The sequence below is a fragment of the Pseudomonas sp. TCU-HL1 genome (assembly GCF_001708505.1).
In the GTDB taxonomy this organism is placed as follows: domain Bacteria; phylum Pseudomonadota; class Gammaproteobacteria; order Pseudomonadales; family Pseudomonadaceae; genus Metapseudomonas.
The window spans coordinates 1927466-1951561 of record NZ_CP015992.1; the positions used below are offsets into that span (position 1 = coordinate 1927466).

General features: G+C 65.1%; 29 protein-coding genes, 1 pseudogene and 1 riboswitch. Of the genes and pseudogenes, 22 read left to right on the forward strand and 8 right to left on the reverse strand.

Annotation, left to right across the window (positions count from 1 at the left end):
* Window positions 1-98 precede the first annotated feature (98 nt).
* A complete protein-coding gene (locus THL1_RS08950) occupies window positions 99-1280 on the forward strand; it encodes a CaiB/BaiF CoA transferase family protein (protein ID WP_069086459.1) in 1182 nt (393 codons plus the stop codon).
* 7 nt (window positions 1281-1287) lie between these two features.
* Here the strand turns inward: THL1_RS08950 and THL1_RS08955 are convergent, their stop codons facing one another.
* From THL1_RS08955 to THL1_RS08965, 3 genes are all read right to left on the reverse strand, one after another.
* Window positions 1288-1779, reverse strand: a complete 492-nt coding sequence (locus THL1_RS08955) for a SprT family zinc-dependent metalloprotease (RefSeq protein ID WP_069082936.1) — start codon at window positions 1777-1779, stop codon at window positions 1288-1290.
* 127 nt (window positions 1780-1906) lie between these two features.
* Window positions 1907-2506 carry a Yip1 family protein gene (locus tag THL1_RS08960; RefSeq protein WP_069082937.1) on the reverse strand — a complete coding sequence of 200 codons (600 nt, stop codon included), beginning with the start codon at window positions 2504-2506 and terminating at the stop codon, window positions 1907-1909.
* Window positions 2507-2661: 155 nt separating this feature from the next.
* Window positions 2662-3261 (reverse strand): DNA-J related domain-containing protein, encoded by a 600-nt coding sequence (locus tag THL1_RS08965; RefSeq protein WP_069082938.1) that lies wholly within the window; start codon window positions 3259-3261, stop codon window positions 2662-2664.
* Window positions 3262-3361: 100 nt separating this feature from the next.
* Between THL1_RS08965 and ttcA the strand changes: the two genes are divergently transcribed.
* The 7 genes from ttcA (at window position 3362) to THL1_RS09000 (ending at window position 8080) form a co-directional block, all read left to right on the forward strand.
* Window positions 3362-4186 (forward strand): tRNA 2-thiocytidine(32) synthetase TtcA, encoded by an 825-nt coding sequence (gene ttcA, locus THL1_RS08970; protein WP_069082939.1) that lies wholly within the window; start codon window positions 3362-3364, stop codon window positions 4184-4186.
* A gap of 68 nt (window positions 4187-4254) precedes the next feature.
* Complete coding sequence (locus THL1_RS08975) at window positions 4255-4926, forward strand: DNA-3-methyladenine glycosylase I (RefSeq protein ID WP_069082940.1); 672 nt, start codon at window positions 4255-4257, stop codon at window positions 4924-4926.
* A gap of 41 nt (window positions 4927-4967) precedes the next feature.
* Window positions 4968-5732 (forward strand): NAD-dependent deacylase, encoded by a 765-nt coding sequence (locus THL1_RS08980; RefSeq protein ID WP_069082941.1) that lies wholly within the window; start codon window positions 4968-4970, stop codon window positions 5730-5732.
* A 69-nt stretch (window positions 5733-5801) separates the two neighbouring features.
* Window positions 5802-6425 carry a C40 family peptidase gene (locus THL1_RS08985; RefSeq protein ID WP_069082942.1) on the forward strand — a complete coding sequence of 208 codons (624 nt, stop codon included), beginning with the start codon at window positions 5802-5804 and terminating at the stop codon, window positions 6423-6425.
* Window positions 6426-6568: 143 nt separating this feature from the next.
* Window positions 6569-7096, forward strand: coding sequence for a C40 family peptidase (locus THL1_RS08990; protein WP_069082943.1), 528 nt, complete (start codon window positions 6569-6571; stop codon window positions 7094-7096).
* Window positions 7097-7103: 7 nt separating this feature from the next.
* Window positions 7104-7754, forward strand: coding sequence for an O-methyltransferase (locus tag THL1_RS08995; RefSeq protein ID WP_069082944.1), 651 nt, complete (start codon window positions 7104-7106; stop codon window positions 7752-7754).
* Between the two features lie 5 nt (window positions 7755-7759).
* Window positions 7760-8080, forward strand: a complete 321-nt coding sequence (locus THL1_RS09000; protein ID WP_069082945.1) for a hypothetical protein — start codon at window positions 7760-7762, stop codon at window positions 8078-8080.
* A 78-nt stretch (window positions 8081-8158) separates the two neighbouring features.
* Here THL1_RS09000 and THL1_RS09005 read toward each other — a convergent pair whose 3' ends face one another.
* Both THL1_RS09005 and THL1_RS09010 read right to left on the reverse strand, forming a co-directional pair.
* Complete coding sequence (locus tag THL1_RS09005) at window positions 8159-8500, reverse strand: type II toxin-antitoxin system RelE/ParE family toxin (RefSeq protein ID WP_069082946.1); 342 nt, start codon at window positions 8498-8500, stop codon at window positions 8159-8161.
* Window positions 8484-8780, reverse strand: coding sequence for a type II toxin-antitoxin system Phd/YefM family antitoxin (locus THL1_RS09010; protein ID WP_069082947.1), 297 nt, complete (start codon window positions 8778-8780; stop codon window positions 8484-8486). Before THL1_RS09010 ends, THL1_RS09005 begins: the two co-directional genes overlap by 17 nt.
* A gap of 264 nt (window positions 8781-9044) precedes the next feature.
* Window positions 9045-9257, forward strand: a riboswitch (cobalamin riboswitch).
* Window positions 9258-9328: 71 nt separating this feature from the next.
* Between THL1_RS09010 and THL1_RS09015 the strand changes: the two are divergent.
* The 11 genes and pseudogenes from THL1_RS09015 to THL1_RS09065 all read left to right on the forward strand — a co-directional run.
* Window positions 9329-9847, forward strand: a pseudogene (locus THL1_RS09015) (TonB-dependent receptor plug domain-containing protein); the annotation flags it as partial.
* A gap of 165 nt (window positions 9848-10012) precedes the next feature.
* Entirely contained in the window at window positions 10013-10624 is a 612-nt protein-coding gene (gene cobO, locus THL1_RS09020; protein WP_069082949.1) for a cob(I)yrinic acid a,c-diamide adenosyltransferase, read from the forward strand.
* Between the two features lie 66 nt (window positions 10625-10690).
* Complete coding sequence (locus THL1_RS09025; protein WP_069082950.1) at window positions 10691-12025, forward strand: cobyrinate a,c-diamide synthase; 1335 nt, start codon at window positions 10691-10693, stop codon at window positions 12023-12025.
* On the forward strand, window positions 12022-12672 hold the full coding sequence (gene bluB, locus THL1_RS09030) for a 5,6-dimethylbenzimidazole synthase (RefSeq protein ID WP_069082951.1): 651 nt from the start codon (window positions 12022-12024) through the stop codon (window positions 12670-12672). The genes THL1_RS09025 and bluB overlap by 4 nt, the downstream gene beginning before the upstream one ends.
* The gene (gene cbiB / locus THL1_RS09035; protein WP_069082952.1) at window positions 12669-13577 is read left to right on the forward strand and encodes an adenosylcobinamide-phosphate synthase CbiB; all 909 of its coding nucleotides are present in this window, start codon (window positions 12669-12671) and stop codon (window positions 13575-13577) included. Before bluB ends, cbiB begins: the two co-directional genes overlap by 4 nt.
* Entirely contained in the window at window positions 13570-14562 is a 993-nt protein-coding gene (gene cobD, locus THL1_RS09040) for a threonine-phosphate decarboxylase CobD (protein WP_069082953.1), read from the forward strand. The genes cbiB and cobD overlap by 8 nt, the downstream gene beginning before the upstream one ends.
* On the forward strand, window positions 14559-16034 hold the full coding sequence (locus THL1_RS09045) for a cobyric acid synthase (RefSeq protein ID WP_069082954.1): 1476 nt from the start codon (window positions 14559-14561) through the stop codon (window positions 16032-16034). Before cobD ends, THL1_RS09045 begins: the two co-directional genes overlap by 4 nt.
* Window positions 16027-16548 carry a bifunctional adenosylcobinamide kinase/adenosylcobinamide-phosphate guanylyltransferase gene (cobU, locus tag THL1_RS09050; RefSeq protein WP_069082955.1) on the forward strand — a complete coding sequence of 174 codons (522 nt, stop codon included), beginning with the start codon at window positions 16027-16029 and terminating at the stop codon, window positions 16546-16548. Before THL1_RS09045 ends, cobU begins: the two co-directional genes overlap by 8 nt.
* On the forward strand, window positions 16545-17603 hold the full coding sequence (gene cobT, locus THL1_RS09055) for a nicotinate-nucleotide--dimethylbenzimidazole phosphoribosyltransferase (protein ID WP_069082956.1): 1059 nt from the start codon (window positions 16545-16547) through the stop codon (window positions 17601-17603). Before cobU ends, cobT begins: the two co-directional genes overlap by 4 nt.
* Complete coding sequence (gene cobC / locus THL1_RS09060; RefSeq protein WP_069082957.1) at window positions 17600-18166, forward strand: alpha-ribazole phosphatase family protein; 567 nt, start codon at window positions 17600-17602, stop codon at window positions 18164-18166. Before cobT ends, cobC begins: the two co-directional genes overlap by 4 nt.
* Complete coding sequence (locus THL1_RS09065; RefSeq protein ID WP_069082958.1) at window positions 18163-18897, forward strand: adenosylcobinamide-GDP ribazoletransferase; 735 nt, start codon at window positions 18163-18165, stop codon at window positions 18895-18897. Before cobC ends, THL1_RS09065 begins: the two co-directional genes overlap by 4 nt.
* Before the next feature lie 118 nt (window positions 18898-19015).
* Here THL1_RS09065 and THL1_RS09070 read toward each other — a convergent pair whose 3' ends face one another.
* The gene (locus THL1_RS09070) at window positions 19016-19384 is read right to left on the reverse strand and encodes an endonuclease domain-containing protein (protein WP_069082959.1); all 369 of its coding nucleotides are present in this window, start codon (window positions 19382-19384) and stop codon (window positions 19016-19018) included.
* 140 nt (window positions 19385-19524) lie between these two features.
* Here THL1_RS09070 and THL1_RS09075 point away from each other — a divergent pair, with 140 nt between their 5' ends.
* The 3 genes from THL1_RS09075 to THL1_RS09085 all read left to right on the forward strand — a co-directional run bounded on the left by THL1_RS09075 (window position 19525) and on the right by THL1_RS09085 (window position 21914).
* Window positions 19525-19938 carry a MarR family winged helix-turn-helix transcriptional regulator gene (locus tag THL1_RS09075; protein WP_069086460.1) on the forward strand — a complete coding sequence of 138 codons (414 nt, stop codon included), beginning with the start codon at window positions 19525-19527 and terminating at the stop codon, window positions 19936-19938.
* 44 nt (window positions 19939-19982) lie between these two features.
* Window positions 19983-21188, forward strand: a complete 1206-nt coding sequence (locus THL1_RS09080) for an MFS transporter (protein WP_069082960.1) — start codon at window positions 19983-19985, stop codon at window positions 21186-21188.
* A 171-nt stretch (window positions 21189-21359) separates the two neighbouring features.
* Complete coding sequence (locus THL1_RS09085; RefSeq protein ID WP_069082961.1) at window positions 21360-21914, forward strand: glutathione peroxidase; 555 nt, start codon at window positions 21360-21362, stop codon at window positions 21912-21914.
* A gap of 55 nt (window positions 21915-21969) precedes the next feature.
* Here THL1_RS09085 and THL1_RS09090 read toward each other — a convergent pair whose 3' ends face one another.
* Window positions 21970-23238, reverse strand: coding sequence for an OmpP1/FadL family transporter (locus THL1_RS09090; RefSeq protein WP_069082962.1), 1269 nt, complete (start codon window positions 23236-23238; stop codon window positions 21970-21972).
* Between the two features lie 180 nt (window positions 23239-23418).
* Window positions 23419-23898, reverse strand: coding sequence for a hypothetical protein (locus THL1_RS09095; protein ID WP_069082963.1), 480 nt, complete (start codon window positions 23896-23898; stop codon window positions 23419-23421).
* Between the last annotated feature and the right edge of the window lie 198 nt (window positions 23899-24096).

Genomic DNA, 24096 nt, shown 5'->3' on the forward strand with positions numbered 1-24096 from the left:
ACTATGTGCTGCGCCACTCGGCCTACAAGGTAATCATCCTCGGTAAGCTGGACGTTGCATTGGGAATGACCGCCCGAACACACGAATCTGGAGCTGCCATGAAAGGCCCATTGTCTTCGCTGAAAATCCTCGACTTCTCCACCCTTTTGCCGGGGCCGTTCGCGTCGCTGATGCTGGCGGATATGGGCGCCGAGGTGCTGCGGGTGGAATCCCCGTCGCGCGTGGACCTGGTGCGTGTGCTACCGCCCCACGACGGCGGCCAGTCCACCAGCCATGCCTACCTCAACCGCAACAAGCGCAGCATCGCCCTCGACCTGAAGCGGCCGGAGGCGGTGGAGCTGGTCAGGCAACTGGTGCGGGACTACGACATTGTGCTGGAGCAGTTCCGCCCTGGCGTAATGGACCGCCTCGGTCTGGGGTACAGCGCGCTGAAGGCGGTCAATCCGCAGTTGATCTACGTATCGATCACCGGCTACGGCCAGACCGGCCCTTACCGCGACCGCGCCGGGCACGACATCAACTACCTGGCCCTGGCCGGCATCGCCAGCTACACCGGGCGTCGCGACAGCGGGCCGCTGCCGTTGGGCGTGCAGCTGGCGGACATCGGTGGTGGTTCGTTGCATGGCGTGATGGGCTTGCTGGCGGCGGTGATCCATCGCCAGGCGACGGGGGAGGGGCAGCACGTCGACGTGAGCATGACCGACTGCGCCTTCGCCCTGCACGGCATGGCGGGGGCGGGTTACCTGGGCGCTGGCGTGGAGCCGGCCATGGAGAACCAGGCGCTGAACGGCGGCAGCTTCTACGACTACTATCGCACCCGCGACGGCCGCTGGTTCTCGGTGGGTAGCCTGGAGCCGCAGTTCATGCAGCAGTTCTGCGCCGCCATCGGCCGACCGGAACTGGCGGCCAAGGGGCTGTCGTCCAAGGCTGAAGACCAGCGCGAGCTGAAGCGGGCCATCGAGGTCGAGTTCGAGAAGCGCGACTTCGTCGAGTGGGTTGAAGTGTTCGCAGCTTTGGATGCTTGCGTGGAGCCGATGCTGCCGCTGTCCGAAGCGGTAGAGCATCCACAGATCAAGGCTCGCGACCTGGTGGTGGACGTGCCGCGCGATGGCCTGCCGGCGCAACAACAGATCGCCTGCCCGATCAAATTCTCCGCCGGCCTGCCGGCACCGCGTCACGCCGGCGGAACTGTTGGCGCGCATACCGCCGAAGTGCTGGCTGAGCTGGGGCTTGGCGCCGAGCAGATCGAAGCGCTGAAAGCGGCGAAGGTGGTGGGCTGACAATGCCTTACATCTGGCTCTGTTCCCCGCTGAACACCAGCGTCACCCGACAGCGCCGGCAGTAATAGCAGCGGCCGCGTGTCACCAGGGCGTGGCGCTGGGCGGAGAAAGGGTGGCTGTCGGGGCAGGCGCAGCGGTAGAGGTAGCGCGTTACCCGGCGCCGCTTCACTTCATAGGTGTGGCAGCGGTTGGGGGGCAGTTCGTAGGCGCCGCGCATGATCAGTTGCCATTCCTCGCCATGGGGCTGGATGCGCGCACCGAACAACTGGTGGGCCACTAGATGCGCCACCTCGTGGGCGACTGTCTGGCGCAGGAAGTCTTCCTGGTTTTCGCGGTAGAGCTGCGGGTTGAAACGCAGCTTGTTTTCGTCCAGATGGGCGACGCCGGCCTTCTGCCCGCGCAGCTTGAAACTCACTTCGGGGCGGGGGAACCGGCATTTGAAAAAGGCTTCGGCCTGCTGGTAGCAGGTTTCGACGCGGGCAAGTAGCTGCTCGGGCATAGGGCACTCCGTTGGCGCGGAATTATGCCGCAAAGCCGGAATCGCCCGAAGGGGGTGGCGCCGAGCGGTTATTCCCGGCCACAAGAAAAGGCCGCCCGCAGGCGGCCTTCTGGTCAGCGAGGAATAATCAGCTGGTGTACACCGGGCCGAGGCCGAAGCCCCAGAGGATCACGGCAGAGGCGATCATCGCCACCAGCACCACCAGGCCCACTGCCAGCACCGAGCTGGAGAACAGGAAGCCTTCGTCCTTGGGAATGTTCATGAAGGTCGGTATGCCCACATAGAGCAGATAGACCGTGTAGCAGATGGCGAGCGTGCCCACCGTCGCACCGAACCAGAGGTGCGGGTAAAGCGCTGCCAGGCCGCCGATGAACAGCGGGGTCGCGCAATAGGCTGCGAAGACGATGCACTCAGTGATGCTCGGGTTGGCATCGTAGGTACGTGCCATCCAGTGGATGAAACCGCCCATCACCGCCACCCCGGCCAGCATCGCCAGGTAGGACATGATGGACATCTGCATCGCGCTGGCCTGGGTGAGCATCACGGGATCGCCCTTGCCCAGTACCCAGCCGACCTGGGTGGTGCCGATATAGGCAGAAATCACGGGAATTGCAGCAAGGATCAGGACGTGGGTGAGATACATGTGGCTAACGCTTTCCTCTTCGCCACGAATCTCCTGCCACTCTTGATCGGGATGAGTGAAGAGCCCCCAAACGTGGTGGATCATGCTGAACACCTCCTCATTATTATGAGGTCGCCCCCCAGCGAAGCGCCGGAAGCGCGTAGCCAGCGCCGTCCGGTGCTCGGCCGACCTATGCGACCTTATGTCGCAGTATAGGCAGGCTGTCCGGCGTCGCCTTAGAGCGAATCGAAGATTCAACCTTAGCTGTAATAGCGTTGCAGTATTTCCATAGCCTTGTTGATCGACTGCAGGCGCGAGGTGCTGCCGCCGCGATCCGGGTGATGCTGGCTCACCAGTTGCCGATAGCGCTGCTTGATCACCGCCAGGCTGAGCGGCTGGTTGCCGTTGTGCAGGCCGAACAGTTCCAGCGCCGCGAGCTTCTCCTCGCTGCCTTGCATGCGCGTCCAGAAGCTGGCCAGCAGCCGCTCCACATCGTCTTCCGTGGTGTCCCGAAGGTTTGTCAGGTCCAGGTAGTACTCGCGCAGTGGGTCCAGTTCGCTGAGGGCCGCCGCCGTGCCCGCTTCGTAGGGCAGCAGCTGAACGCACAGCGGGCTGATGGCGAGATGGGCCAGACCTTCGCCGCTCAGGCGGTCGCGCAACAGATAGAGGGCGTTGAAGACCAGGAAGTGGGTGCGGAACAGCACCAGCTTGTCGGTCAGTTCGAGATGCGGGATATGGGTGGAGTGGTGCGCCTTCAAGGCCTGGATCAGCTGGTACTCGCTCAGGCCTTCAGGCGCCCCACGCAAGAGTTCGTGGAGTTGATCACTCAGGCTCAGGTTGGGGTCGAGTTCATGGCTCATTCGCGGGAGCCTAGCACAGGCGGATAAGGGGGCTGGGGCCGCGCGCGCTTTGTGCGTAAAATAGCCAGCTTTTCGCATCTCCCCCGGATTTCAGAGCACCATGGGCACCCTTTCGGTCAACCAGAACAAACTGCAGAAACGTATCCGCCGCCTGGCCGGCGAGGCCATCGCCGACTTCAACATGATCGAGGATGGCGACAAGGTCATGGTCTGCCTGTCCGGCGGCAAAGACAGCTACACCATGCTGGACGTGCTGCTGTATTTGCAGAAGGTCGCGCCGATCAAGTTCGAGATCGTGGCCGTGAACATGGACCAGAAGCAGCCCGGCTTCCCCGAGCACATCCTGCCGGCCTATCTGGAGTCCATCGGCGTGCCGTACCACATCATCGAGAAGGACACCTACTCGGTGGTGAAGGAGAAGATCCCGGAAGGCAAGACCACCTGCTCGCTCTGCTCGCGCCTGCGCCGCGGCACCCTCTATACCTTCGCCGACGAGATCGGCGCGACCAAGATGGCCCTGGGGCACCACCGCGACGACATCCTGGAAACCTTCTTCCTCAATATGTTCTACGGCGGCACCCTCAAGGCCATGCCGCCAAAGCTGCGTGCCGACGATGGCCGCAACGTGGTGATCCGCCCGCTGGCTTACTGCAACGAGGCCGACATCGAAGCGTATTCCGTCCTCAAGGAATTCCCGATCATCCCGTGCAACCTCTGCGGCTCCCAGGAGAACCTGCAGCGTCAGGTGGTCAAGGAAATGCTCAACGAATGGGAGCGCAAGTCGCCGGGCCGTACCGAGATCATGTTCCGTGCCTTGCAGAATGTGGTGCCTTCGCAGCTGGCCGACCGCAATCTGTTCGACTTCGTCAATTTGCGCATCGACGAAACCGCCGCGCCGCGCACTTTGGACGTGGTCAACATCTGACTGTGCCCCTGTAGGAGCGAGCTTGCTCGCTCCTACAGGGAATTGTTTCCGCATCGAAAGGACACCGCATGCGCGACTACCGTTGGCTCCACGAGTACTGCCTGAACCGCTTCGGCTCGGCCGAAGCCCTGGAAGCGCGCCTGCCGCAACCGCGCAGCGATGCCGAGCTGCGCGTGCTCAGTGATGACCGCTACCTGTCGCTGATCGCTCTGCGCGTGTTCCGCGCCGGCCTCAAGCACAGCCTGGTGGATGCCAAGTGGCCGGCCTTCGAGGAAGCGTTCTTCGGCTTCGATCCGCAGAAAGTGGTGCTGATGGGCGCGGAGCACCTGGAGCGTCTCATGCAGGACGCGCGGCTGATCCGTCATCTGGGCAAGCTCAAGAGCGTGCCGCGCAATGCCCAGTTCGTGCTGGACGTGGCGCGGGAGAAGGGCAGTTTCGGTGCCCTGATCGCCGACTGGCCGGTGACGGATATTGTTGGTTTGTGGAAATACCTGGCCAAACATGGCAACCAGCTTGGCGGACTGTCGGCGCCGCGCTTCCTGCGCATGGTCGGCAAGGACACCTTCATCCCGACCGACGACATGGTCGCCGCCCTGAAGGCCCAGGACATCATCGACAAGGCACCGACCAGCCAGAAAGACCTGGCCCAGGTGCAGGCTGCCTTCAATCAGTGGCATGCCGACAGTGGTCGCCCGCTCTGCCAGCTGTCCGTGATGCTGGCGCATACCGTCAATCACTGAGTCGCGATGCCCGCCCGGCGCCGGCCGGTAGAGGAGGGAGCATGTCGGATATCCAGCGTGTGGCGGCTGCCATCAAGGCGGCCGAGCGAATCCTGATCATCACCGGGGCCGGGCTCTCGGCCGACTCCGGCCTGCCCACTTACCGGGGATTGGGCGGTCTCTACAACGGTGCAACGGAAGAGGGACTGCCTATAGAGGAAGCGCTTTCCGGGCCAATGTTGCGGCGCAACCCTGCGCTCTGCTGGAAGTACCTCGCGCAACTGGGGCGCGCCTGCCTGGATGCCCGCCCGAATGCGGGTCACGAAGCCATCGCAGAGTTGCAGAAGATCAAGCCGGAATGCTGGGTGCTGACCCAGAACATCGACGGTTACCACCGCCAGGCGGGGTCACCGCCGGAACGGCTGATCGAGATCCATGGCGAGCTGTCACCGCTGTATTGCCAGTCCTGCGGGGCGGAAAGTTCCGACCTCGCCCGACATCTGGCAGGGGAAATGCCTCCCAAATGTCATGACTGTGGTGGTATTCTCCGCCCACCTGTGGTGCTGTTCGAAGAAATGCTTCCAGAGCAGGCCATCGACAGCCTCTACGCCGAGCTACGCAAGGGATTCGATGCGGTGATCTCGGTGGGAACCACGGCGAGCTTTCCTTACATCATCGAGCCCGTTCTCCGTACCCGCCAGGCAGGCGGTTTCACCGTGGAAATCAACCCGGCGCTCACCGACCTCAGTCCTGTCGTCGATGTCCACCTCAGAGGAAAGGCCTTAGAAGTTTTGCAAGGACTGCTGAGTCACATTTCGGGCGATTAAATTTGCAAATGGGTTTGATAGAGGGCATAGTCGCGCCTTCATCAAAAACCATTCGACACGGTCGTGCCCATGCTGAAGCGCTTCGCACCCCTCGTGCCTCTCACCTTCGCCCTGTTTCTCGCCGCTTGCGCAGGCAATGTGCAGCAGCAACCCCAGTTCCAGTCCCAGGCTCCCATAGCCGATGGCGCGCCCGATTCGCTGCTGAATGAGCGCGAGCCCACCGCCCTGGACCTGGCGAATCTCACCGACGACGAGCCCTACCAGATGCCATCCCTGTCCGATGGCCTGCTGGAGCGCGGTTTCGAACTGGTGGGCACGCCCTACCGCTTCGGTGGTCGTTCCCTGAAGACCGGCTTCGATTGCAGCGGCTTTGTCGGCTACCTGTTCAAGGAAGAAGCCGGTATCCAGTTGCCGCGTTCTACCCGCGAGATGATCAACCTGGATGCCCCGGTGATCGCCCGCAGCGAGCTGCAGCCTGGCGATATCGTGTTCTTCAATAACCGTGGCCGTGGCCGTGTCAGCCACGCCGGCATCTATATCGGCGATGACCAGTTCATCCACTCCAGCAGCAGCCGCAGCGGCGGTGTGCGCGTCGACAGCCTCGACGACCGTTACTGGAAGGCCAGCTACATGGAAGCCAAGCGCGTCCTGGCAATGAACACCCCGGCTCGCCAATCCCCGCTGCATCGTTGATCCCGCAGGGCGCGAGACGACAAGCCGAGGCGTCCTCCAGGGCTGCCTCGGCTTTTTTCTGCCCGGTCGTGCAGCTTTTGCTTGCAATATCACTGTGAGATCAGCAAATTAGCGTGCATTCCTCAAGTCAGGACTGACTTGCCATGCTCGCACCGGACCGCCTCGCCATCATTGCCCTGGCCGCGTTGCTCACCGCTTGTGCGAGCAAGGTACCGCCGCCTTATTCTCCCTCTGTCGTTACTGCCCCTGCCCAGCAGTTCTCGCCTGCGGCGGAAGACGTGCTGTTTCGCGCGTTGGGCCTGGTGGGCACGCCCTATCGCTGGGGCGGCAACACCCCGGACAGCGGTTTCGATTGCAGCGGCCTGATCGGCTACGTCTACCGCGATGCCGTGGGCATCAGCCTGCCACGCTCCACCCGCGAACTGATCGCCATGCGCGCGCCCAGCATCGGTGTCAACGCCCTGCAGAGCGGCGACCTGGTGTTCTTCGCTACCAACGGTGGCGGGCAGGTCAGCCATGCCGGCATCTATGTGGGCGAGGGGCGTTTCGTCCACGCGCCGCGAACCGGTGGAACGGTCCGCCTGGACAGCCTGTCGAACAGCTACTGGCAACGTAGCTACCTGAGCGCCAAGCGCGTTATCTTCGACCCGCGCCTGGCCCAGAATCACTGAGGTCGCCATGACCAACCGCACGCTGAACCTCGACGACGCCCTCTACAGCTATCTCCTCGATGTCTCACTGCGGGAGTCGCCTTTGCTGGAACGCTTGCGTGCGGAAACTGCAGCCATGCCCATGGCCCGTTGGCAGATCGCGCCGGAGCAGGGGCAGTTCATGGCCTTGCTGGTCAAGCTCACCGGCGCCCGCCGCATCCTCGAAGTAGGTACCTTCACCGGCTACAGTGCGTTGTGCATGGCCACCGAGATGCCCGAGGACGGCCGCATGCTCTGTTGTGACCTGCCGGGTGAGTACAACGCTATCGCCCACCGCTACTGGCAGGAAGCTGGGGTTTCCGCGCGCATCGAACTGCGCCTTGCGCCGGCGCTGGATACGCTGGCCGGCCTGGAAGCCGGCCGCTTCGATCTGATCTTCATCGACGCCGACAAGGCCAACTACCCGGCCTATCTGGAAGAAGCCCTGCGCCTGGCGCGCCAGGGCGGGTTGATCCTCTTCGACAATGTGCTCTGGAGTGGCCGCGTGCTGGAAGCCGAGCCGGACAGCGCCGATACCCGCGCCATCCAGGCCCTGAACCTGGCCCTGAAGTCCGACCCGCGCGTCGACCTGTCGCTGCTGCCCGTGGGTGATGGCCTGACGCTCTGCCGCAAGCGCTGAAGGGCATGCCCGAACCCATCCGCCTGCCGCCCCAGCCCGACGCCTGTGAGCTGTGTGGCCACGCCTCCCCGCTGACGCGCCATCACCTGATCCCCAAGGCCCTGCACGACAAGCCCTATGTGCAGAAACGTTTTGCGAAGAGCGAACGCATCACGGCCACCCTCTGGGTCTGCCGCCCCTGCCACAACCAGCTCCACAAGCTGTTCAGCGAGAAGGAGCTGGCCCTGACCTACAACAGCCGTGACGCCCTGCTGGCTGATGAGCGCCTGCGTACCTTCGTCGACTGGCTGGCCGGCAAGCCGGCCGGCTTCAATCCGAGGCATTGAATGGCCGCCCTCCCGACAGCCTGATCCGGAGCCTGCAGGGCGCTCAACACCATCCGGCGGTTTGCCTCGCGATTGACTTCAGCGCATCAGGCAATAGTTGATGAGCTGCTCTTCGATGCTCTGTCGCTGGCGTAGGAACAGTGCCACTACAACCCGTGCCTCGGGCTCAAGGTAGCGATAGAGGATGCGGTATTCACCGATATGCAATTCCCGGTAATGACGAATGCCGAAGAGGGCAGCCTGCTCGCACACCGGGGCGGCCAGCGGGTGTGACTTCAAGCGCTTTTCGGCGCTCCTGACCAGTTCGATCAGTCGCGCCTGGGCTTGTTCGGGGCCATGGTGGGGCGTGAGGTGGTGGATCTGGGCAACCAGGCTTTCTTCGGCTGTCGAGGCGTAGGCGATCTCAATCGTTCTGCTCATCCTGGGCGTCTCCCGGTGCTCCCGGTGCTCCCTGGGCAATGGGGCTGCGCTGCTTGAGGCGTTCCAGCAGGGTGTCACCCGAGATCAACCGGCCTTCGGCCGCATCGCGGTCGGCGAAGGACAGCAGTTTGATCAACGCAAGCGCTTCGTCACGACGCTGGCGCTCGGCATAGGACTCGACCACGTAGGCCGGCACGCCATTCTGGGTGATCACCATGGGCTCGCTGAGGTCCAGCGAGGCAGCATGCTGCTTCAGGTAGCTGATGGTCTGGATTTTCATGACATCTCCCAGGTGGTGTGGGCGCGGCGCCCCGACGGGGTGAAGCGCCCCAACGAGACTGAATGGGGTGGGCCATTTATAGTCCGAATTAAGACTTGCATCAATTGACGAATTCGGGCCGAACTCACCGGTTGCATTGAGAGCCTTGCCACAGCGCTGGTGGAAGTGAAGAGCGACTTCCACCCTTGTGTTCGATTCGTTGAGAAATTGCCTGACCTGCCGGCTGCGCCGTGTCGGATTTGACGCTACCCCGCGCACCCTCTAACCTTCGCCGCTGCCTCAGGTGCCCCTTGGCTTTGGCCAAAGGGGTGAAACAGGGAAGCCGGTCCATTCCTTTGAAGAATCCGGCGCTGCCCCCGCAACGGTAGGCGAGTAGAACGCCGCAATCGGCCACTGTGCGCACGCATGGGAAGGCGCGGCACGGGAGTTCAGGCTCCACTCGCAAGCCCGGAGACCGGCCTGGCGCAAGCAGGGCATCGCGGAGTGTTTCCGCATGCAGTACCCCTTGTAGATGTCGCGCGGGTGGCACGACGGAGATTTCGACCTTGATTCGCAAGCCTTTCATCGGGCCGGCGGCGTTTGCGCTGCTTGGCAGCTCGTCCTTTTCCCCTTTCCTGGCCGCAGCGCCGTTGACGCTGGACAAACAGGTCGTCACCGCCACCCGCAGTGAGCGGCCGGTTCGCGCCAGCCTGGCGGCAACCACCGTGTTCGACCGCGCGGAGATCGAACGCAGCCAGGCGCGTTCGGTGCCCGAGCTGCTACAGAAAGTGCCGGGCGTGACCCTCAGCAATAACGGCAGCCCTGGCAAGAACACCACCCTGTTCCTGCGTGGCAGCGAATCCGACCATGTGCTGGTGCTGATCGACGGCATCAAGGTGGGCTCGGTGAGCGCCGGTATCACCGCCTTCCAGGACCTGCCCGTGGAACTGATCGAGCGCATCGAAGTGGTGCGTGGCCCTCGCTCCAGTCTTTATGGTTCCGAGGCCATTGGCGGGGTCATCCAGATATTCACCCGCAAGGGCGGGGAGGGGGCTGCCAAGCCCTGGTTCTCCGCCGGCTACGGCACCGTCGACCTGCGCGGTGAGTATTGGCTGACCGAAGAATGGCGCCTGCAGGCCAAGGTGACCAACCTGCTGGACGCCGACTATGAATCCGCGCTGGACTACAACCAGCCGGGGCAGGCAGTGTTTTTTACCGTCCGCTATCAATCCCTTTGACCTGAGGATTTTCCCATGACCGAATCCGCCGACCGCGACGCCCGCCACAAGGCCCGCATGCAACGCAAGAAGGCCGTCGTCGACGAGAAGATCGCCCAGGCCCAGGACGAGTACGGCCTGCTGCTGGTGCACACCGGCAACGGCAAGGGCAAGAGCAGTTCGGCCTTCGGCATGGTCGCCCGGGCCCTTGGCCATGGCCTCAAGGTCGGCGTGGTGCAGTTCATCAAGGGCGGCATGTCCACCGGCGAAGAGCTTTTCTTCCGCCGCTTCCCCGAGGAAGTCAGCTACCACGTGATGGGCGAGGGCTACACCTGGGATACCCAGGACCGCCAGCGCGACATCGAGAAAGCCCAGCAAGCCTGGGCTGTGGCCCGCAGCCTGATGGACGATCCGCAGATCGGCCTGGTGGTGCTGGATGAGCTGAACATCGCCCTCAAGCACGGTTACCTGGAGCTGGACGCCGTGCTGAAGGACATCGAATCCCGCCCCGAGCATCAGCATGTGGTCGCCACCGGTCGTGGCGCCCCGCAGGGCCTGATCGATGCCGCCGACACCGTTACCGAAATGAGCTTGGTCAAGCACGCCTTCAAGGCCGGCGTGAAGGCCCAGAAGGGCGTGGAGTTCTGATGCCGCTGACTGTTGCTGCTTTTACCCCCTCTCCCTTCAGGGAGAGGGCCGGGGAGAGGGCCACCCATGCCTGACCAGCTTTCCCTCACCCCCACCCCTCTCCCAGAGGGAGAGGGGAGACAATGCCCCGCGCTACTGATCGCTGCCCCCGCTTCCGGCCAGGGCAAGACCACGGTGACCGCCGCGCTCGCTCGCCTGCACGCCCGCCAGGGCAAGCGGGTGCGGGTGTTCAAGTGCGGGCCGGATTTCCTCGACCCGATGATCCTGGCCCGCGCATCTGGCGCGCCGGTCTACCAATTGGACCTGTGGATGGTGGGCGAGGCGGAAAGTCGCCGCCTGCTCTGGGAGGCGGCGGGGGAGGCGGACCTGATCCTGATCGAGGGCGTGATGGGTCTCTTCGACGGCTCACCCTCGGCCGCCGATCTGGCGCGCCACTTCGGTGTGCCGGTGCTGGGCGTGATCAACGGCGCCGCCATGGCCCAGACCTTCGGCGCGCTGGCTGTAGGTCTGGCCACTTACCAGCCGGACCTGCCCTTTGCCGGCGTGCTCGGCAACCGCGTCGGCAGCCAGCGCCATAGCGACCTGATCCGCGAAAGCCTGCCGGACTGGATTCGCTGGTACGGCTCCCTGCCGCGCAGCTCCGATGTCGAACTGCCCAGTCGCCATCTGGGCCTGGTGCAGGCCGAGGAACTGGCGGACCTCGACGCACGCCTGGATGCCGCCGCCGATGCCCTGGCTGCCAGCGCGGAAGTCGCCCTGCCGCCGCCCGTGAGCTTTGCCGCGCCCGAGCCCCAGGATGTGGGTGACGGGCTCGCCGGCGTACGCATCGGCGTGGCGCGGGATACCTCTTTCGCCTTCCTCTACCAGGCCAACCTCGATCTGCTGCAGCGCCTGGGCGCCGAACTGGTGTTCTTCTCGCCGCTGGCCGACCCGCGCCTGCCTGAGGTGGACAGCCTCTACCTGCCGGGCGGCTACCCCGAGCTGCACTTGCGCCAACTGGAGGGCAACCGCGCCATGGCCGAGGCCATCCGCGCCCACCATGGGGTGGGCAAGCCGATCCTCGCCGAGTGCGGCGGCATGCTCTATCTGCTGGAAGCCCTGGCCGATGCAGGCGGTGAATCCGCCGCATTGCTCGGCCTGCTGCCCGGCCGCGCCACCCTGCAGAAGCGCCTGGCGGCGCTGGCCCTGCAAGAGGCGCCGTTGCCGGAAGGCAGCCTGCGCGGGCACACCTTCCACCACTCACTGCTGGATTCGCCACTGGAGCCGCTGGTTCGCGGGCTGTGCCCGAACGACAAGCCGGTGGCCGAGGCGGTGTTCCGCATTGGCCGCCTGACCGCGTCCTACATCCACTTCTACCTGCCGTCCAACCCCCGGGCGGCTGCGGAGCTGTTCCGACCATGAGCGAGCACGCCTTCAGCCGGGATGAGCGCGCGGCGGTCTACCGCGCCATCGCCGAGCGGCGCGACATGCGCCACTTCTGCGGCGGTGAAGTGGCCCCCGACCTGTTGGCTCGGTTGCTGGAGGCGGCTCATCACGCACCCAGCGTCGGGTTGATGCAGCCCTGGCGGTTCATCCGTATTACCGCAAAGGCGCTGCGCGAGGCTATCCAGGCCCTGGTGGAAGCCGAGCGGGTACGCACGGCCGACGCCCTGGGTGAACGCTCCGACGAATTCATGAAGCTCAAGGTCGAAGGTATCCGCGATTGTGCCGAACTGCTGGTGGCCGCGCTGATGGACGGCCGCGAAGCCCATGTGTTCGGCCGTCGCACCCTGCCGGAAATGGACCTGGCCTCACTTTCCTGCGCTGTCCAGAACCTCTGGCTGGCGGCTCGCGCGGAAGGTCTGGGCATGGGCTGGGTATCGCTGTTCGATCCGCTCGCCCTGGCCGACCTGCTCGGCATGCCCGCAGGCAGCAAGCCCATGGCGGTGCTCTGCCTGGGGCCGGTCGAGGCGTTCTACCCGGCGCCCATGCTCGCGCTGGAAGGCTGGGCGCAGCCACGTCCGCTGGCGGATCTGGTGTTCGAGAATCAGTGGGGGCAGCGTCCATGAGCCTGGGATTTCTCACCCTCGGTGCCGTGGCGTTGGACGCGCTGTTCGGTGAGCCGAAGGGGTGGCACCCACTGGTGGCCTTCGGCAAGCTCGCCAACCACCTGGAGCAGCGCTTCAACCCTGGCGGGCGCGGCTGGCGTAGCCATGGCGTGAGCGCCTGGGTGCTGGCGGTGTTGCCACTGACATTGGCGGCCTGGCTGCTCTCGGAGCTGCCTTATATCGGTTGGCTGGTCGGCGTTGTCGCGCTCTATGCCGCCATTGGTCTGCGCAGCCTCAACGAACATGCCGAGCCTGTGGCCAGCGCCCTGCAGGCGGGTGATCTGGCCCAGGCACGCAAGCGCGTGGGCTATATGGTCAGTCGCGAAACCCGTGAGCTGGACGAGCCCGCCGTGGCGCGCGCCGCCACCGAGTCGGTGCTGGAGAACGGCAGCGACGCGGTGTTCGCCGCGCTCTTCTGGTTCGCCGTGGCTGGTGCGCCCGGCGTGGTGCTCTACCGCCTGTCCAACACGCTGGACGCCATGTGGGGCTACCGCAACGCGCGCTTCGAGCGCTTCGGCTGGGCGGCCGCGCGTATCGACGACCTGCTCAACTACATTCCGGCGCGCCTGGTGGCCCTGACCTATGCGCTGCTTGGCAAGACTGCTCTGGCCCTGCGCTGCTGGCGCCGTCAGGCGCCGCAGTGGGACAGCCCCAACGCCGGTCCGGTGATGGCTGCTGGTGCTGGCGCGCTGGGCGTGGCCCTGGGCGGCCCGGCCGTCTATCACGGCGAGTTGCATCAGCGCCCGGTGCTGGGCGAAGGCCCGGCCGCGCGCGCCGAGGATATCCGCCGCGCCATGGACCTCGTGCGCCAGGGCGTGCTGCTCTGGCTGGCGGTACTGATCATCGGAGGCTGGTTCCTTGCTTGAACATGGCGGACGGCTGCGCGCGGCCGCACAGCGCTACGGCATCGCCGAGGCGGACTGGCTCGACCTCTCCACTGGCATTGCGCCCTATGGTTGGGCGCTGCCGCCAATTCCCGCGTCCGCCTGGGCACGCCTGCCGGAACGTGACGATGGCCTGGAAGACGCGGCCCGTCAGTTCTACGGCTGCCAATCGCTGTTGCCGGTGGCCGGCTCCCAGGCTGCGATCCAGGCTCTGCCGCGTCTTCGCGCGCCTGGCCGCGTCGGGGTGATCTCGCCCTGTTACGCCGAGCATGCCCACGCCTGGCGCCGCGAAGGCCATGAGCTGGAAGAGCTGGATGCTGAAACCGCCGAACGCGAGCTGGCGCGATTCGACGTGCTGCTGGTGGTCAACCCGAACAACCCCACTGGCCAGCGCCTGGCGCCGCAGACGCTGCTGGATTGGCGCGCGCGCCTGGCGCAGCGGGGCGGCTGGCTGCTGGTGGATGAAGCCTTCATGGATTGCACGCCGGAGCAGAGCCTGGCCACCCATTGCCCCTTGCCCGGGCTGGTGGTGCTGCGCTCCTTCGGCAAATTCTTCGGCCTGGCGGGAATCCGCCTGGGCTTCGTGCTGGCCGAAACGGCCTTGCTGGTGGCGCTCGAAGAGTTGCTCGGCCCGTGGACGGTAAGCGGCCCGGCGCGAGCACTGGCAAAGGCCCTGTTGCAGGATGTCGAAGGCCAGCAACGCCAGCGCCAGGCCCTGTTGCTGGATGGCCAGCGGCTGGAGGCCCTGCTGCGCGAGTACGGCCTGACGCCCGGCGGCGGCACGGCGTTGTTCCAGCGCCTGGTTCGCGACGACGCAGCGCCTCTGCACGAATTCCTCGCCGCTCACGGCATTCTCACTCGGCTGTTTACCGCACCGTCCAGCCTGCGCTTCGGCCTGCCGCCGAACGAGGCGGGCTGGGAGCGGCTGCGGCTGGCCCTGATCGATTACTCCAAGGAGCGGCCATGACGACCCTGATGGTGCAGGGCACCACCTCCGACGCCGGCAAGAGCACCCTGGTGACCGCCCTGTGCCGCTGGCTTGCGCGCCAGGGTGTTGCGGTGGCGCCGTTCAAACCGCAGAACATGGCGCTGAACAGCGCGGTGACCGCCGATGGTGGCGAGATCGGCCGTGCCCAGGCGGTACAGGCGCAAGCCTGCGGACTGGCGCCCCATACCGACATGAACCCGGTGCTGCTCAAGCCGAACACCGACATCGGTGCCCAGGTGATCATCCACGGTCGCGCCGTTACCAGCATGAATGCGGCGGCCTACCACGACTACAAGAAAGTCGCGATGGCGGCCGTGCTGGAGTCCCATCAGCGCCTGTCGGCCCGGTATCCGGTGGTGATGGTGGAGGGCGCCGGCTCACCGGCGGAGATCAACCTGCGCGCCAACGACATCGCCAACATGGGTTTCGCCGAAGTGGTGGATTGCCCGGTGATCCTGGTGGCCGATATCGACCGGGGCGGCGTTTTCGCCCATCTGGTGGGCACCCTGGAGTTGCTGTCGCCCAGCGAGCAGGCGCGGGTGAAGGGCTTCGTCATCAACCGTTTCCGCGGCGATATCGCCCTGCTCAAACCGGGACTCGACTGGCTGGAACAACGTACCGGCAAGCCCGTGCTTGGCGTACTGCCCTACCTCACTGACTTCCACCTGGAAGCCGAGGACGCCATCGACCAGCGCCAGGCTTTCAAGGGCGGCGAGTTGCTGCAGGTGGCGGTGCCGGTGCTGCCGCGCATCAGCAACCACACCGACTTCGACCCCCTGCGCCTGCACCCGCAGGTACAGCTCAACTTCGTTGGTCCCGGCCAGCCCATTCCGCCGGCTGACCTGATCATCCTGCCCGGCTCCAAGAGCGTGCGCGCTGATCTCGCGCGGCTGCGCGAACACGGATGGGATAAGGCCTTGCAGCGTCATTTGCGCTATGGCGGCAAGGTGCTGGGCATCTGCGGCGGCTATCAGATGCTCGGCTGCAGCATTGCCGATCCTCACGGCCTCGAAGGCCCGGCGGGGGCGAGCGACGGCCTCGGCCTGCTGGACATCGACACCGTGCTGGAGCCGGAAAAACAGCTGCGCAATGTCGGCGGCCGCCTGCTGCTGGAAAGCGCGACCGTGAGCGGCTACGAAATCCATGCCGGCGTCACCACGGGCGCCGGTCTCGAACACCCCGCCGTCGCGCTGGACGATGGCCGAGTCGATGGCGCCCGCAGCCTGGATGGCCAGGTCATGGGCACCTACCTGCACGGCTTTTTCGAATCCTCCGATGCCTGCGCCGCCATCCTTCGCTGGGCAGGCCTCGCGGCGGTGCAAACAGTGGATTACCACGCCTTGCGCGAACGCGATATCGAACGTCTGGCCGACCAGGTGGAGCAACACCTGGATACCCGCTGGCTGGCCGATCTGTGCGGCCTTGGCAACCAGGAGCATCGTCATGCGTGAACTCATCCTCGGCGGCGCCCGTTCCGGCAAGAGCCGCCTTGCCGAGAAGCTGGCTGCGGAGAGCGGCCTGAAGGTCGTCTATATCGCCACCAGCCAGCCGCTGGACGGCGAAATGAACGCGCGGGTGGCCCATCACCGCGCCCGTCGCCCGGACCATTGGGGGCTGGTGGAAGAACCGCTGGAACTGGCCCGCGTGCTGCGCGAGAACGCCGCCGCCGATACCTGCCTGCTGGTGGATTGCCTGACGCTCTGGCTGACCAACCTGTTGGTGCTGGACGACCCGGCGCGGCTCGACGACGAGCGCGAAGCGCTGCTCGGCTGCATGGCCGCACTGCCGGGCCGCGTGCTGCTGGTGAGCAATGAAACCGGCCTGGGCGTCGTGCCCTTGGGCGAGCTGACCCGCCGCTATGTCGACGAAGCCGGCTGGCTGCACCAGGCCCTGGCGGAACGCTGCGAACGGGTGATATTCACCGTCGCCGGCCTGCCCACGATTCTCAAGGGAGACGCCCTATGACCCCGCTGCAATGGTGGCAGGCCCCCTGCCAGCCCCTCGACCCCATCGCCCGCGCCAAGGCACAGGCCCGGCAGGACCAGCTCACCAAGCCCCGCGGCGCCCTTGGCCAACTGGAAGCGCTGGCTATCACCCTGGCCGCCCAGCAGGGCCGCGAGCGGCCGAGTGTCGAGCGTCCCTGGTTCACGGTGTTCGCCGGTGATCACGGCGTGGTGGAGGAGGGCGTGTCCGCCTACCCGCAGGCCGTGACCGGTGAGATGTTGCGCAACTTCGTCCGGGGTGGCGCTGCCATCAGCGTACTGGCGCGTAGCCTCGGCGCTACCCTGGAACTGGTCGACCTGGGCACAGCGTTGCCTTTGGAGCCGCTGCCCGGAGTGCTGCATCTTCATGTGGGTGCCGGCACGGCGAACTTCGCCCGTGAACCGGCGATGACCGCCGCCCAGTGCCTGATCGCCCTGCAAGCCGGCCGCTCCAGTGTCGAACGTGCCCAGGGCGCCGGCGCCGATCTCTACGTCGGTGGCGAGATGGGCATCGGTAACACGACCACCGCCAGCGCTCTGGCCTGTGCACTGCTCGGTCTGCCCGCGACGGCGCTGGCCGGCCCCGGCACGGGCCTGGACGGCGAGGGAGTGGCGCACAAGATCCAGGTCATCGAGCATGCCCTGGCCCTGCATCGCGAACACTGCGACAGCCCGGAGGAAACGCTGCGTCGCCTCGGCGGCTTTGAAGTCGCGGCGCTCACCGGCGCCTACCTTGCCTGCGCCCAGCTCGGTTTGCCGGCCCTGGTGGATGGCTTCATCTGCAGCGTCGCGGCGCTTTGCGCGGTGCGCCTCAATCCCGCCTGCCGTGAATGGCTGCTGTTCTCCCACCGATCCGCCGAACCGGGCCACGTCGCGGTGCTTTCCGCACTGGAAGCCCAGCCGTTGCTGGACCTGGGGCTGCGCCTGGGCGAAGGCAGCGGTGCCGCCATCGCCCTGCCACTGCTGCGTCTGGCCTGCGAGGTGCACGACGGCATGGCCACCTTTGCCGAAGCCTCGGTTTCGGATCGTCCGGCATGAAGCTCGACCTTCTGCGTCACGGTGAAACCGAACGGGGCGGCGGCTTTCGCGGCAGCCTCGATGACGCCCTGACCGATACCGGCTGGGCGCAGATGCGCGCCGGCGCTGATAGCGCGGGGCCGTGGGACATCCTAGTGAGTTCACCGCTGCAACGCTGCGCCGCCTTTGCCCGCGAACTGGAGCAGCGACTTGGCTTGCCGCTGCAGTTCGACGCCGACCTGCGCGAACTGCACTTCGGCCAGTGGGAAGGCCGCAGCGCCGCCGAGTTGATGGAAGACCACGCCGAAGGCCTGGGCCAGTTCTGGAACGACCCCTACAGCTTCACGCCGCCGGACGGCGAAACCCTGCTGGACTTCGAGGCGCGGGTACTGGCGGCGGCCGAGCGCCTGCGCGAACGCTTTGCCGGTAAACGGGTGCTGCTGGTCACCCATGGCGGTGTGATCCGCATGCTGGTGGCCCGTGCCCGGCAGCTGCCGCGTGCCCAGTTGATGCAGGTGGAGGTCGCGCACGGCGAATTGTTCCGCCTGGCCTTCGACGAACATGGCCTGCGTGAGCGACCATGACGCCGCTGCTGATCGCCCTGCAATTCCTCACTCGTCTGCCGGTTCGCCTGCCGGGCATGCCGGAGCCCCGGCAGTTCGGCCGGTCGCTGCTCTGGTATCCCCTGGTCGGGCTGCTCATCGGCCTGTTGCTGCTGGGCGCCGCGTATCTGCTGGAGGGGCGTCCGGTCCTGTTGTCGGCTGCGCTGGTGCTGGCGCTTTGGGTAGGGTTGTCCGGGGGGCTGCATCTGGACGGCCTGGCGGATACAGCCGACGCCTGGGTCGGTGGCTATGGCGACCGCGAACGCACCCTGACGATCATGAAGGACCCGCGTAGCGGGCCCATCGCGGTGGTCGTGCTGGTGGTGGTGCTGTTGCTGAAGTTTGCCGCGTTGGCTGCCTTGCTACAGGCCGGGCAATGGCTCCCCCTGCTGCTGGCGCCCTGGCTGGGACGCGGGATGTTGCCGCTGTTGTTCCTCACCACTGCCTATGTCCGTCCGGGTGGCCTGGGCCAGGCATTGGCCGAACACCTGCCACGCCGGGATCTACCCGTGTGGCTGGCGGTGCAGGGGGCGGCAATGCTGGTGCTGGGCAGGCCGGCCTGGATCGCGCTGGTGATTGCGCTGATTGTTTTCGCCTGGCTGCGGGGGCGCTTTATGCAGCGGCTGGGTGGGACGACCGGGGATACGGCGGGGGCGCTGGTGGAGGTGGTTGAGGTGGCGGTGTTGGTGGTGGTGGCGTTTGCGCTGACCTGATTGGCCCTCTCCCCCGGCCCCTCTCCCTGAAGGGCGAGGGGAGCTTGTCCGTGCTGGAGTCCGACTCTGTGCTGCCGGCTACCTCCAGCATTACAGGCGCGAGTCACCCCTCTCCTCTTCAGGGAGAGGGGCCGGGGGAGAGGGAGTTACCTGGAAATGCCTCTTCCGCAGCCAATCGAATGGTTTCCAGTACGGCTTCAGTTTCCAGCAGCACTTCGTGGTTCCAGAACCGCAAGATTCTGAATCCCCGACTGGCCAGCCATGCATCCCGCTTCTCGTCAGTTGAACTTTCCAGATGCTGTCCGCCATCCACTTCCACTATCAGCATTCGCTCCTGGCAGATGAAGTCGACGATGAAGTGGCCAATGGGTTTCTGCCGTCGAAACTTCAAACCGAGCAGCCGTTTTGCGCGCAAATGCCGCCACAGCCACTGTTCCGCATCGGTCTGTTCCGCTCTTAGCCTTTTGGCGAATTCGAGCCTTTCCATGGCCTTTCCTCTTCTTGATGGAAAGGCCCGATCTTCCCTGCTATCAGCCTCGGAATGGTCCGAGAGCTGCCAGCGATTCCCCTCTCTACGGGCAGGATTCGATTGACGCTCCAACAAGTGCGGGTATATACATGCATCCCATGTTGCCGACCCAATGCCTCTGCACCAAGCTGCGCCGCGCCACCCGCAATGTGACCCGGCTATACGACGATGCCCTTGCCGACGTCGGGTTGAATGTCGCCCAGTATTCGTTGCTCAAGCATGTGACCCGGCTGGATCAGCCGAGTATCACCAGTCTGGCGGAATCCATGGGCCTGGACCGCAGCACCCTGGGGCGCAACCTCAAGGTGTTGGAGGCCAAGGACCTGGTGCAGCTGGAGGGCGGTGAGGACCAGCGCAATCGACTGGTGTCCCTGACGCCGGCCGGTCGCGCCAGCCTCGACGCCGCGTTGCAGGCCTGGGAGCGGGTGCAACAGGAGATGGGGCAGCGCATGGGGCCGGAGAAGCGGGCGGCCCTGATGGCGTTGCTGGATGATCTGGAACATATCGGCTGATCTTTTTGCTTTGAAGCGGGTATCTACCCGTAAAGGAATGTTCTATGACTTCAGTATGGCGTACGAGCGGCTGGGTTCTTCTAGGGGCCTCGCTGATCCTGGCGCTGTCGTTGGGTATTCGCCATGGCTTCGGCCTGTTCCTGGCGCCCATGAGCAGCGAATTCGGCTGGGGCAGGGAAGTGTTCGCCTTCGCCATTGCCTTGCAGAACCTGATCTGGGGCCTGGCGCAGCCCTTCACCGGTGCCCTGGCCGATCGCTTCGGCGCGGCGAAGACGGTGGTCATCGGTGGGGTGCTTTATGCGCTGGGTCTGGTGCTGATGGGCTACTCCGATTCGGCCCTGTCGCTGTCGTTCAGCGCCGGCTTGCTGATTGGTATCGGCCTCTCGGGCACGTCGTTCTCGGTCATCCTGGGCGTTGTGGGTCGCGCCGTGCCGGTTGAAAAACGCAGCATGGCCATGGGCATCGCGGCGGCTGCCGGTTCCTTCGGCCAGTTCGCCATGCTACCGGGCACCCTCGGGCTGATTGGCTGGCTCGGCTGGTCCGCGGCACTGCTGGCGCTGGGGTTGCTGGTGGCGCTGATCGTGCCGCTGGTGGCGATGATCAAGGACAACCCCCCACCGCCCCAGGCCCATGAGCAGAGCCTGGGCGATGCACTGCGCGAGGCGGCCGGCCACTCGGGCTTCTGGCTGCTGTCGCTGGGCTTCTTCGTCTGCGGCTTCCAGGTGGTATTCATCGGTGTTCACCTGCCGGCCTACCTGGTGGATCAGCACTTGCCGGCGACCGTCGGTACCACGGTGTTGGCCCTGGTAGGGCTGTTCAACGTCTTCGGCACCTACATCGCCGGCTGGCTGGGCGGTCGTCATGCCAAGCCGAAGCTGCTGACCGCGCTCTACCTGCTGCGCGCCGTGGTGATCGTGGCCTTCGTCTATGCGCCGCTGACCGCCTGGAGTGCCTACGCCTTCGGCATGGCCATGGGGCTGTTGTGGCTGTCCACCGTGCCGCTGACCAACGGTACGGTTGCCACGCTGTTTGGCGTACGCAACCTGTCCATGCTCGGTGGTATTGTCTTCCTGTTCCACCAACTGGGCGCCTTCCTCGGCGGCTGGCTGGGGGGCTACCTCTACGACCACACAGGTAGTTACGAACTGGTATGGCAGATTTCCATCTTCCTGAGCCTGATGGCCGCAGTGCTGAACTGGCCGGTGCGCGAGCAGCCGGTGGCGCGCCTGCAGCCCGCTGGAGCCGCATGAACCAGCGCCTGGGCTGGGCGCTGGGTGCCTTGCTGGCGGGTTTGCTGCTGGCGCTCGGCTGGTGGGGCTGGCAGCAGGGCGGCCTGGCGTTGATGCAGCTGGGATTCAATTGCTAGGCGGGTAGCTTGGCAGTAGCGTAGGCGGATCACACGATTTGAACGGGAGTCCGTCATGAAAGCCTTGCCCGCCCTGTCACTGTTGCTGCTCGCCCTGTTCGGCGGCCAGGCCATGGCCGCCGAATGCCCTTCGCTCCTGCAGCATCAACTGCCTCAACTGCGCTCCAGGGACACCATCGACCTTTGCCAGCGTTTTGCCGGCAAGCCCCTGCTGATCGTCAACACCGCCAGCCACTGCGGCTTCACCCCGCAGTTCAAGGGGTTGGAGGCGTTGTACAAGCGCTACAAGGAGCAGGGTTTTGAGGTGTTGGGCGTCCCTTCTGATGACTTCAAGCAGGAAGCCGCCACCAACGAGGAAACTGCCAAGGTCTGCTACGTGAATTACGGTGTGACCTTCGCCATGACCCAGCCGCAGCACGTCAGGGGCGATGAGGCGACGCCGCTCTACAAGGCGCTGATCGCCCAGTCTGGACAGTCGCCCCGCTGGAACTTCTACAAGTACGTGGTGGACCGCCAGGGCAAGGTGATCGCCCATTTCTCCAGCCTGACCAAGCCGGACGACCCGGACCTGCTCAAGGCCGTGGAACAGGCCCTGGCCAGTAAACCCTGAAGGGCTGGCACAAAAAAACCGGACATGTCCGGTTTTTTTGTGCCAGTGCGCCCACTCAGAAGCGGTAGGTCAGCTGCGCACCCAGGCCGTGGGCGCTGTTCTTGAAGGTGGAGCGATAGGCCCCCTTGCTGGCGTTGACCTGATCGATGTCGGCGTCTTCTTCCTTCAGGTAGGAGTAGGCGACGTCGATGGTCATGTCGTCGTTGGGGCTCCAGGCGGCACCCAGGCTGAGGATCTTGCGATCGTCGGTGGGGATGCGCGGCGAGCGGAATTCGTTGCGGGCCGGAGATTGGTCGTAGGCCAGGCCGGCGCGCAGGGTCCACTGTGGGTTCAGCTTGTAGGCGGCGCCGACGGCGTAGGACCAGGTGTCGCGCCAGTCCTGCTCTTCGGTAATGGTGCCGAGGGCTGGAGCCAGCAGGCCACGAACGCCGGTGTTCTCCACCTTGATTTCTTCCAGGCGGCTCCAGCGGGTCCAGGTGCTGCCTGCGTAAAGGGTCCAGGTGTCGTTCAGGTCATGGGTGACGGAGAAGTCGACCGATTCCGGGGTTTCCAGCTCCAGCGAGGCGTCGTATTTGCCAGCGGAGCTGCCCAGTACGGCGCCGCTGCCGGAAACGGTGGTGTCACCGCGCAGCTTGTAATCCACCTTGGAGTGGTAGGTCAGACCGAAACGGGTGCGCGGGTCCAGCTCGAACAGCACGCCGGCGTTGAAGCCGAGAGCGGTGTCGTCACCCTTGACCTTCACCTTGCCGTCGTTACGGCCCGGGGACAGCGGGTTGAGTACCGAAGAAGTGAGCTCACCGTCGATGCGGTTGATGGTGGGGCCGAAGCCGACTGAGAGCTGGTCGTTGATGCGGTAGCTGACGGTGGGCTGCACCGTGATTACGCGTACTTCGCTGCGGTCGCCGTAATAGCGGCCGGCAAAGCCGCTTTCATAGTCGGTGATCAGGCCGAAGGGCACGTAGACGCCCAGGCCGAAAGCCCATTTGTCGTCGATCGGCTTGACGTAGTAGCCCATGGGCACGGCCACGGTGGGAACCATGTCGCCGTCGTTGCTGCCGCCGAAGGTGCCACGGCCGTTGTCGATGTCGGTCTTGGCGAAGATCGCTGCAGCGCCGGCGCTCACTTGTTCGCGCTTCAGACGGGCCATGCCGGCGGGGTTGCCGAACACGGTGGTGGCGTCATCGGCCGAGGAGGAGCGGCCTGCAAAGGCGGTCCCCATGGCGCTGACGCTTTGTTCGTTGATGGCGAAGCCTGCCGCCAGGCTGTAGGTGGAGGCGGCGCTGACAGCCAGGGCGAGGGCGGTCCTGAAGACTCTGCTGATCACGGTGAACTCCTGAACGATGGTGCAAAGGCCGGCACGCTAACAGGATTGGGAGGGCCTTTCCAGTTCAAGAGTTTGTAAGGATTTTCATTGTAAGATTGTCGAACAATGTACCCAATGATGGCATTTTCGGTGATCGTGCATATTGCCTTGTACGCTTGTTCCTGACTGGTTGGTCAGTGATCAGGCGACCTGGCAAAGCCCTCCGACATGGCGCTGCCAGGCATCGATGAAGTCACGAGGACTGCCCTCGGGCTGGAACACCTGGCGCCAGACCATGGCGAGGCCGATCAGGTCGTCGGCAGCAGGCAGCACGAGCACGGTCGACTCCACCAGCATCCAGGCGATAGCGGTGGCATAGCGCAGGTTGACGGTCAGCTCCAGGTGCGGCGCGCCGAGGAATGCATGCTGGCTGGCCAGCCCACGCACCTGGCTGGCGAGTTCCGGGTCCCGGGCCAGGTGCTGGTCCCAGAGCTGCTGGTGGCGTTCGTCGCTGATGCGATAGAGGCCGCGCCCTTTGTCGCAGCCCAGGGCGGCTCCGAGGGCGGACTGGCAGGCTGCGGCGCCCAGCAACAGGCTTTCGGCGGTGGAGGAGGGGCGCTGCAGATAGAGCAGCGTCGGTCGTATCACATGCTGGCGCAGATCGCTGGCGGCAATGCCCATATGGCCCTCGCGAAAGGTGCCGGCGGGGCCGGGGCGTTTTGGCAGCTTCTCGTCGTTCTAGGGAAGGGCCCCACCGGGAGCGGGTTTAGCCGCTCGATTTGAAGTGTAGTGCGATATATGTGCTGTAAAGGCCTGTTTTTAAACTCTTTCAGGCTTCTGGTTATTGTCTATATAGCTGCCTGTGATTAAAAAACAGCC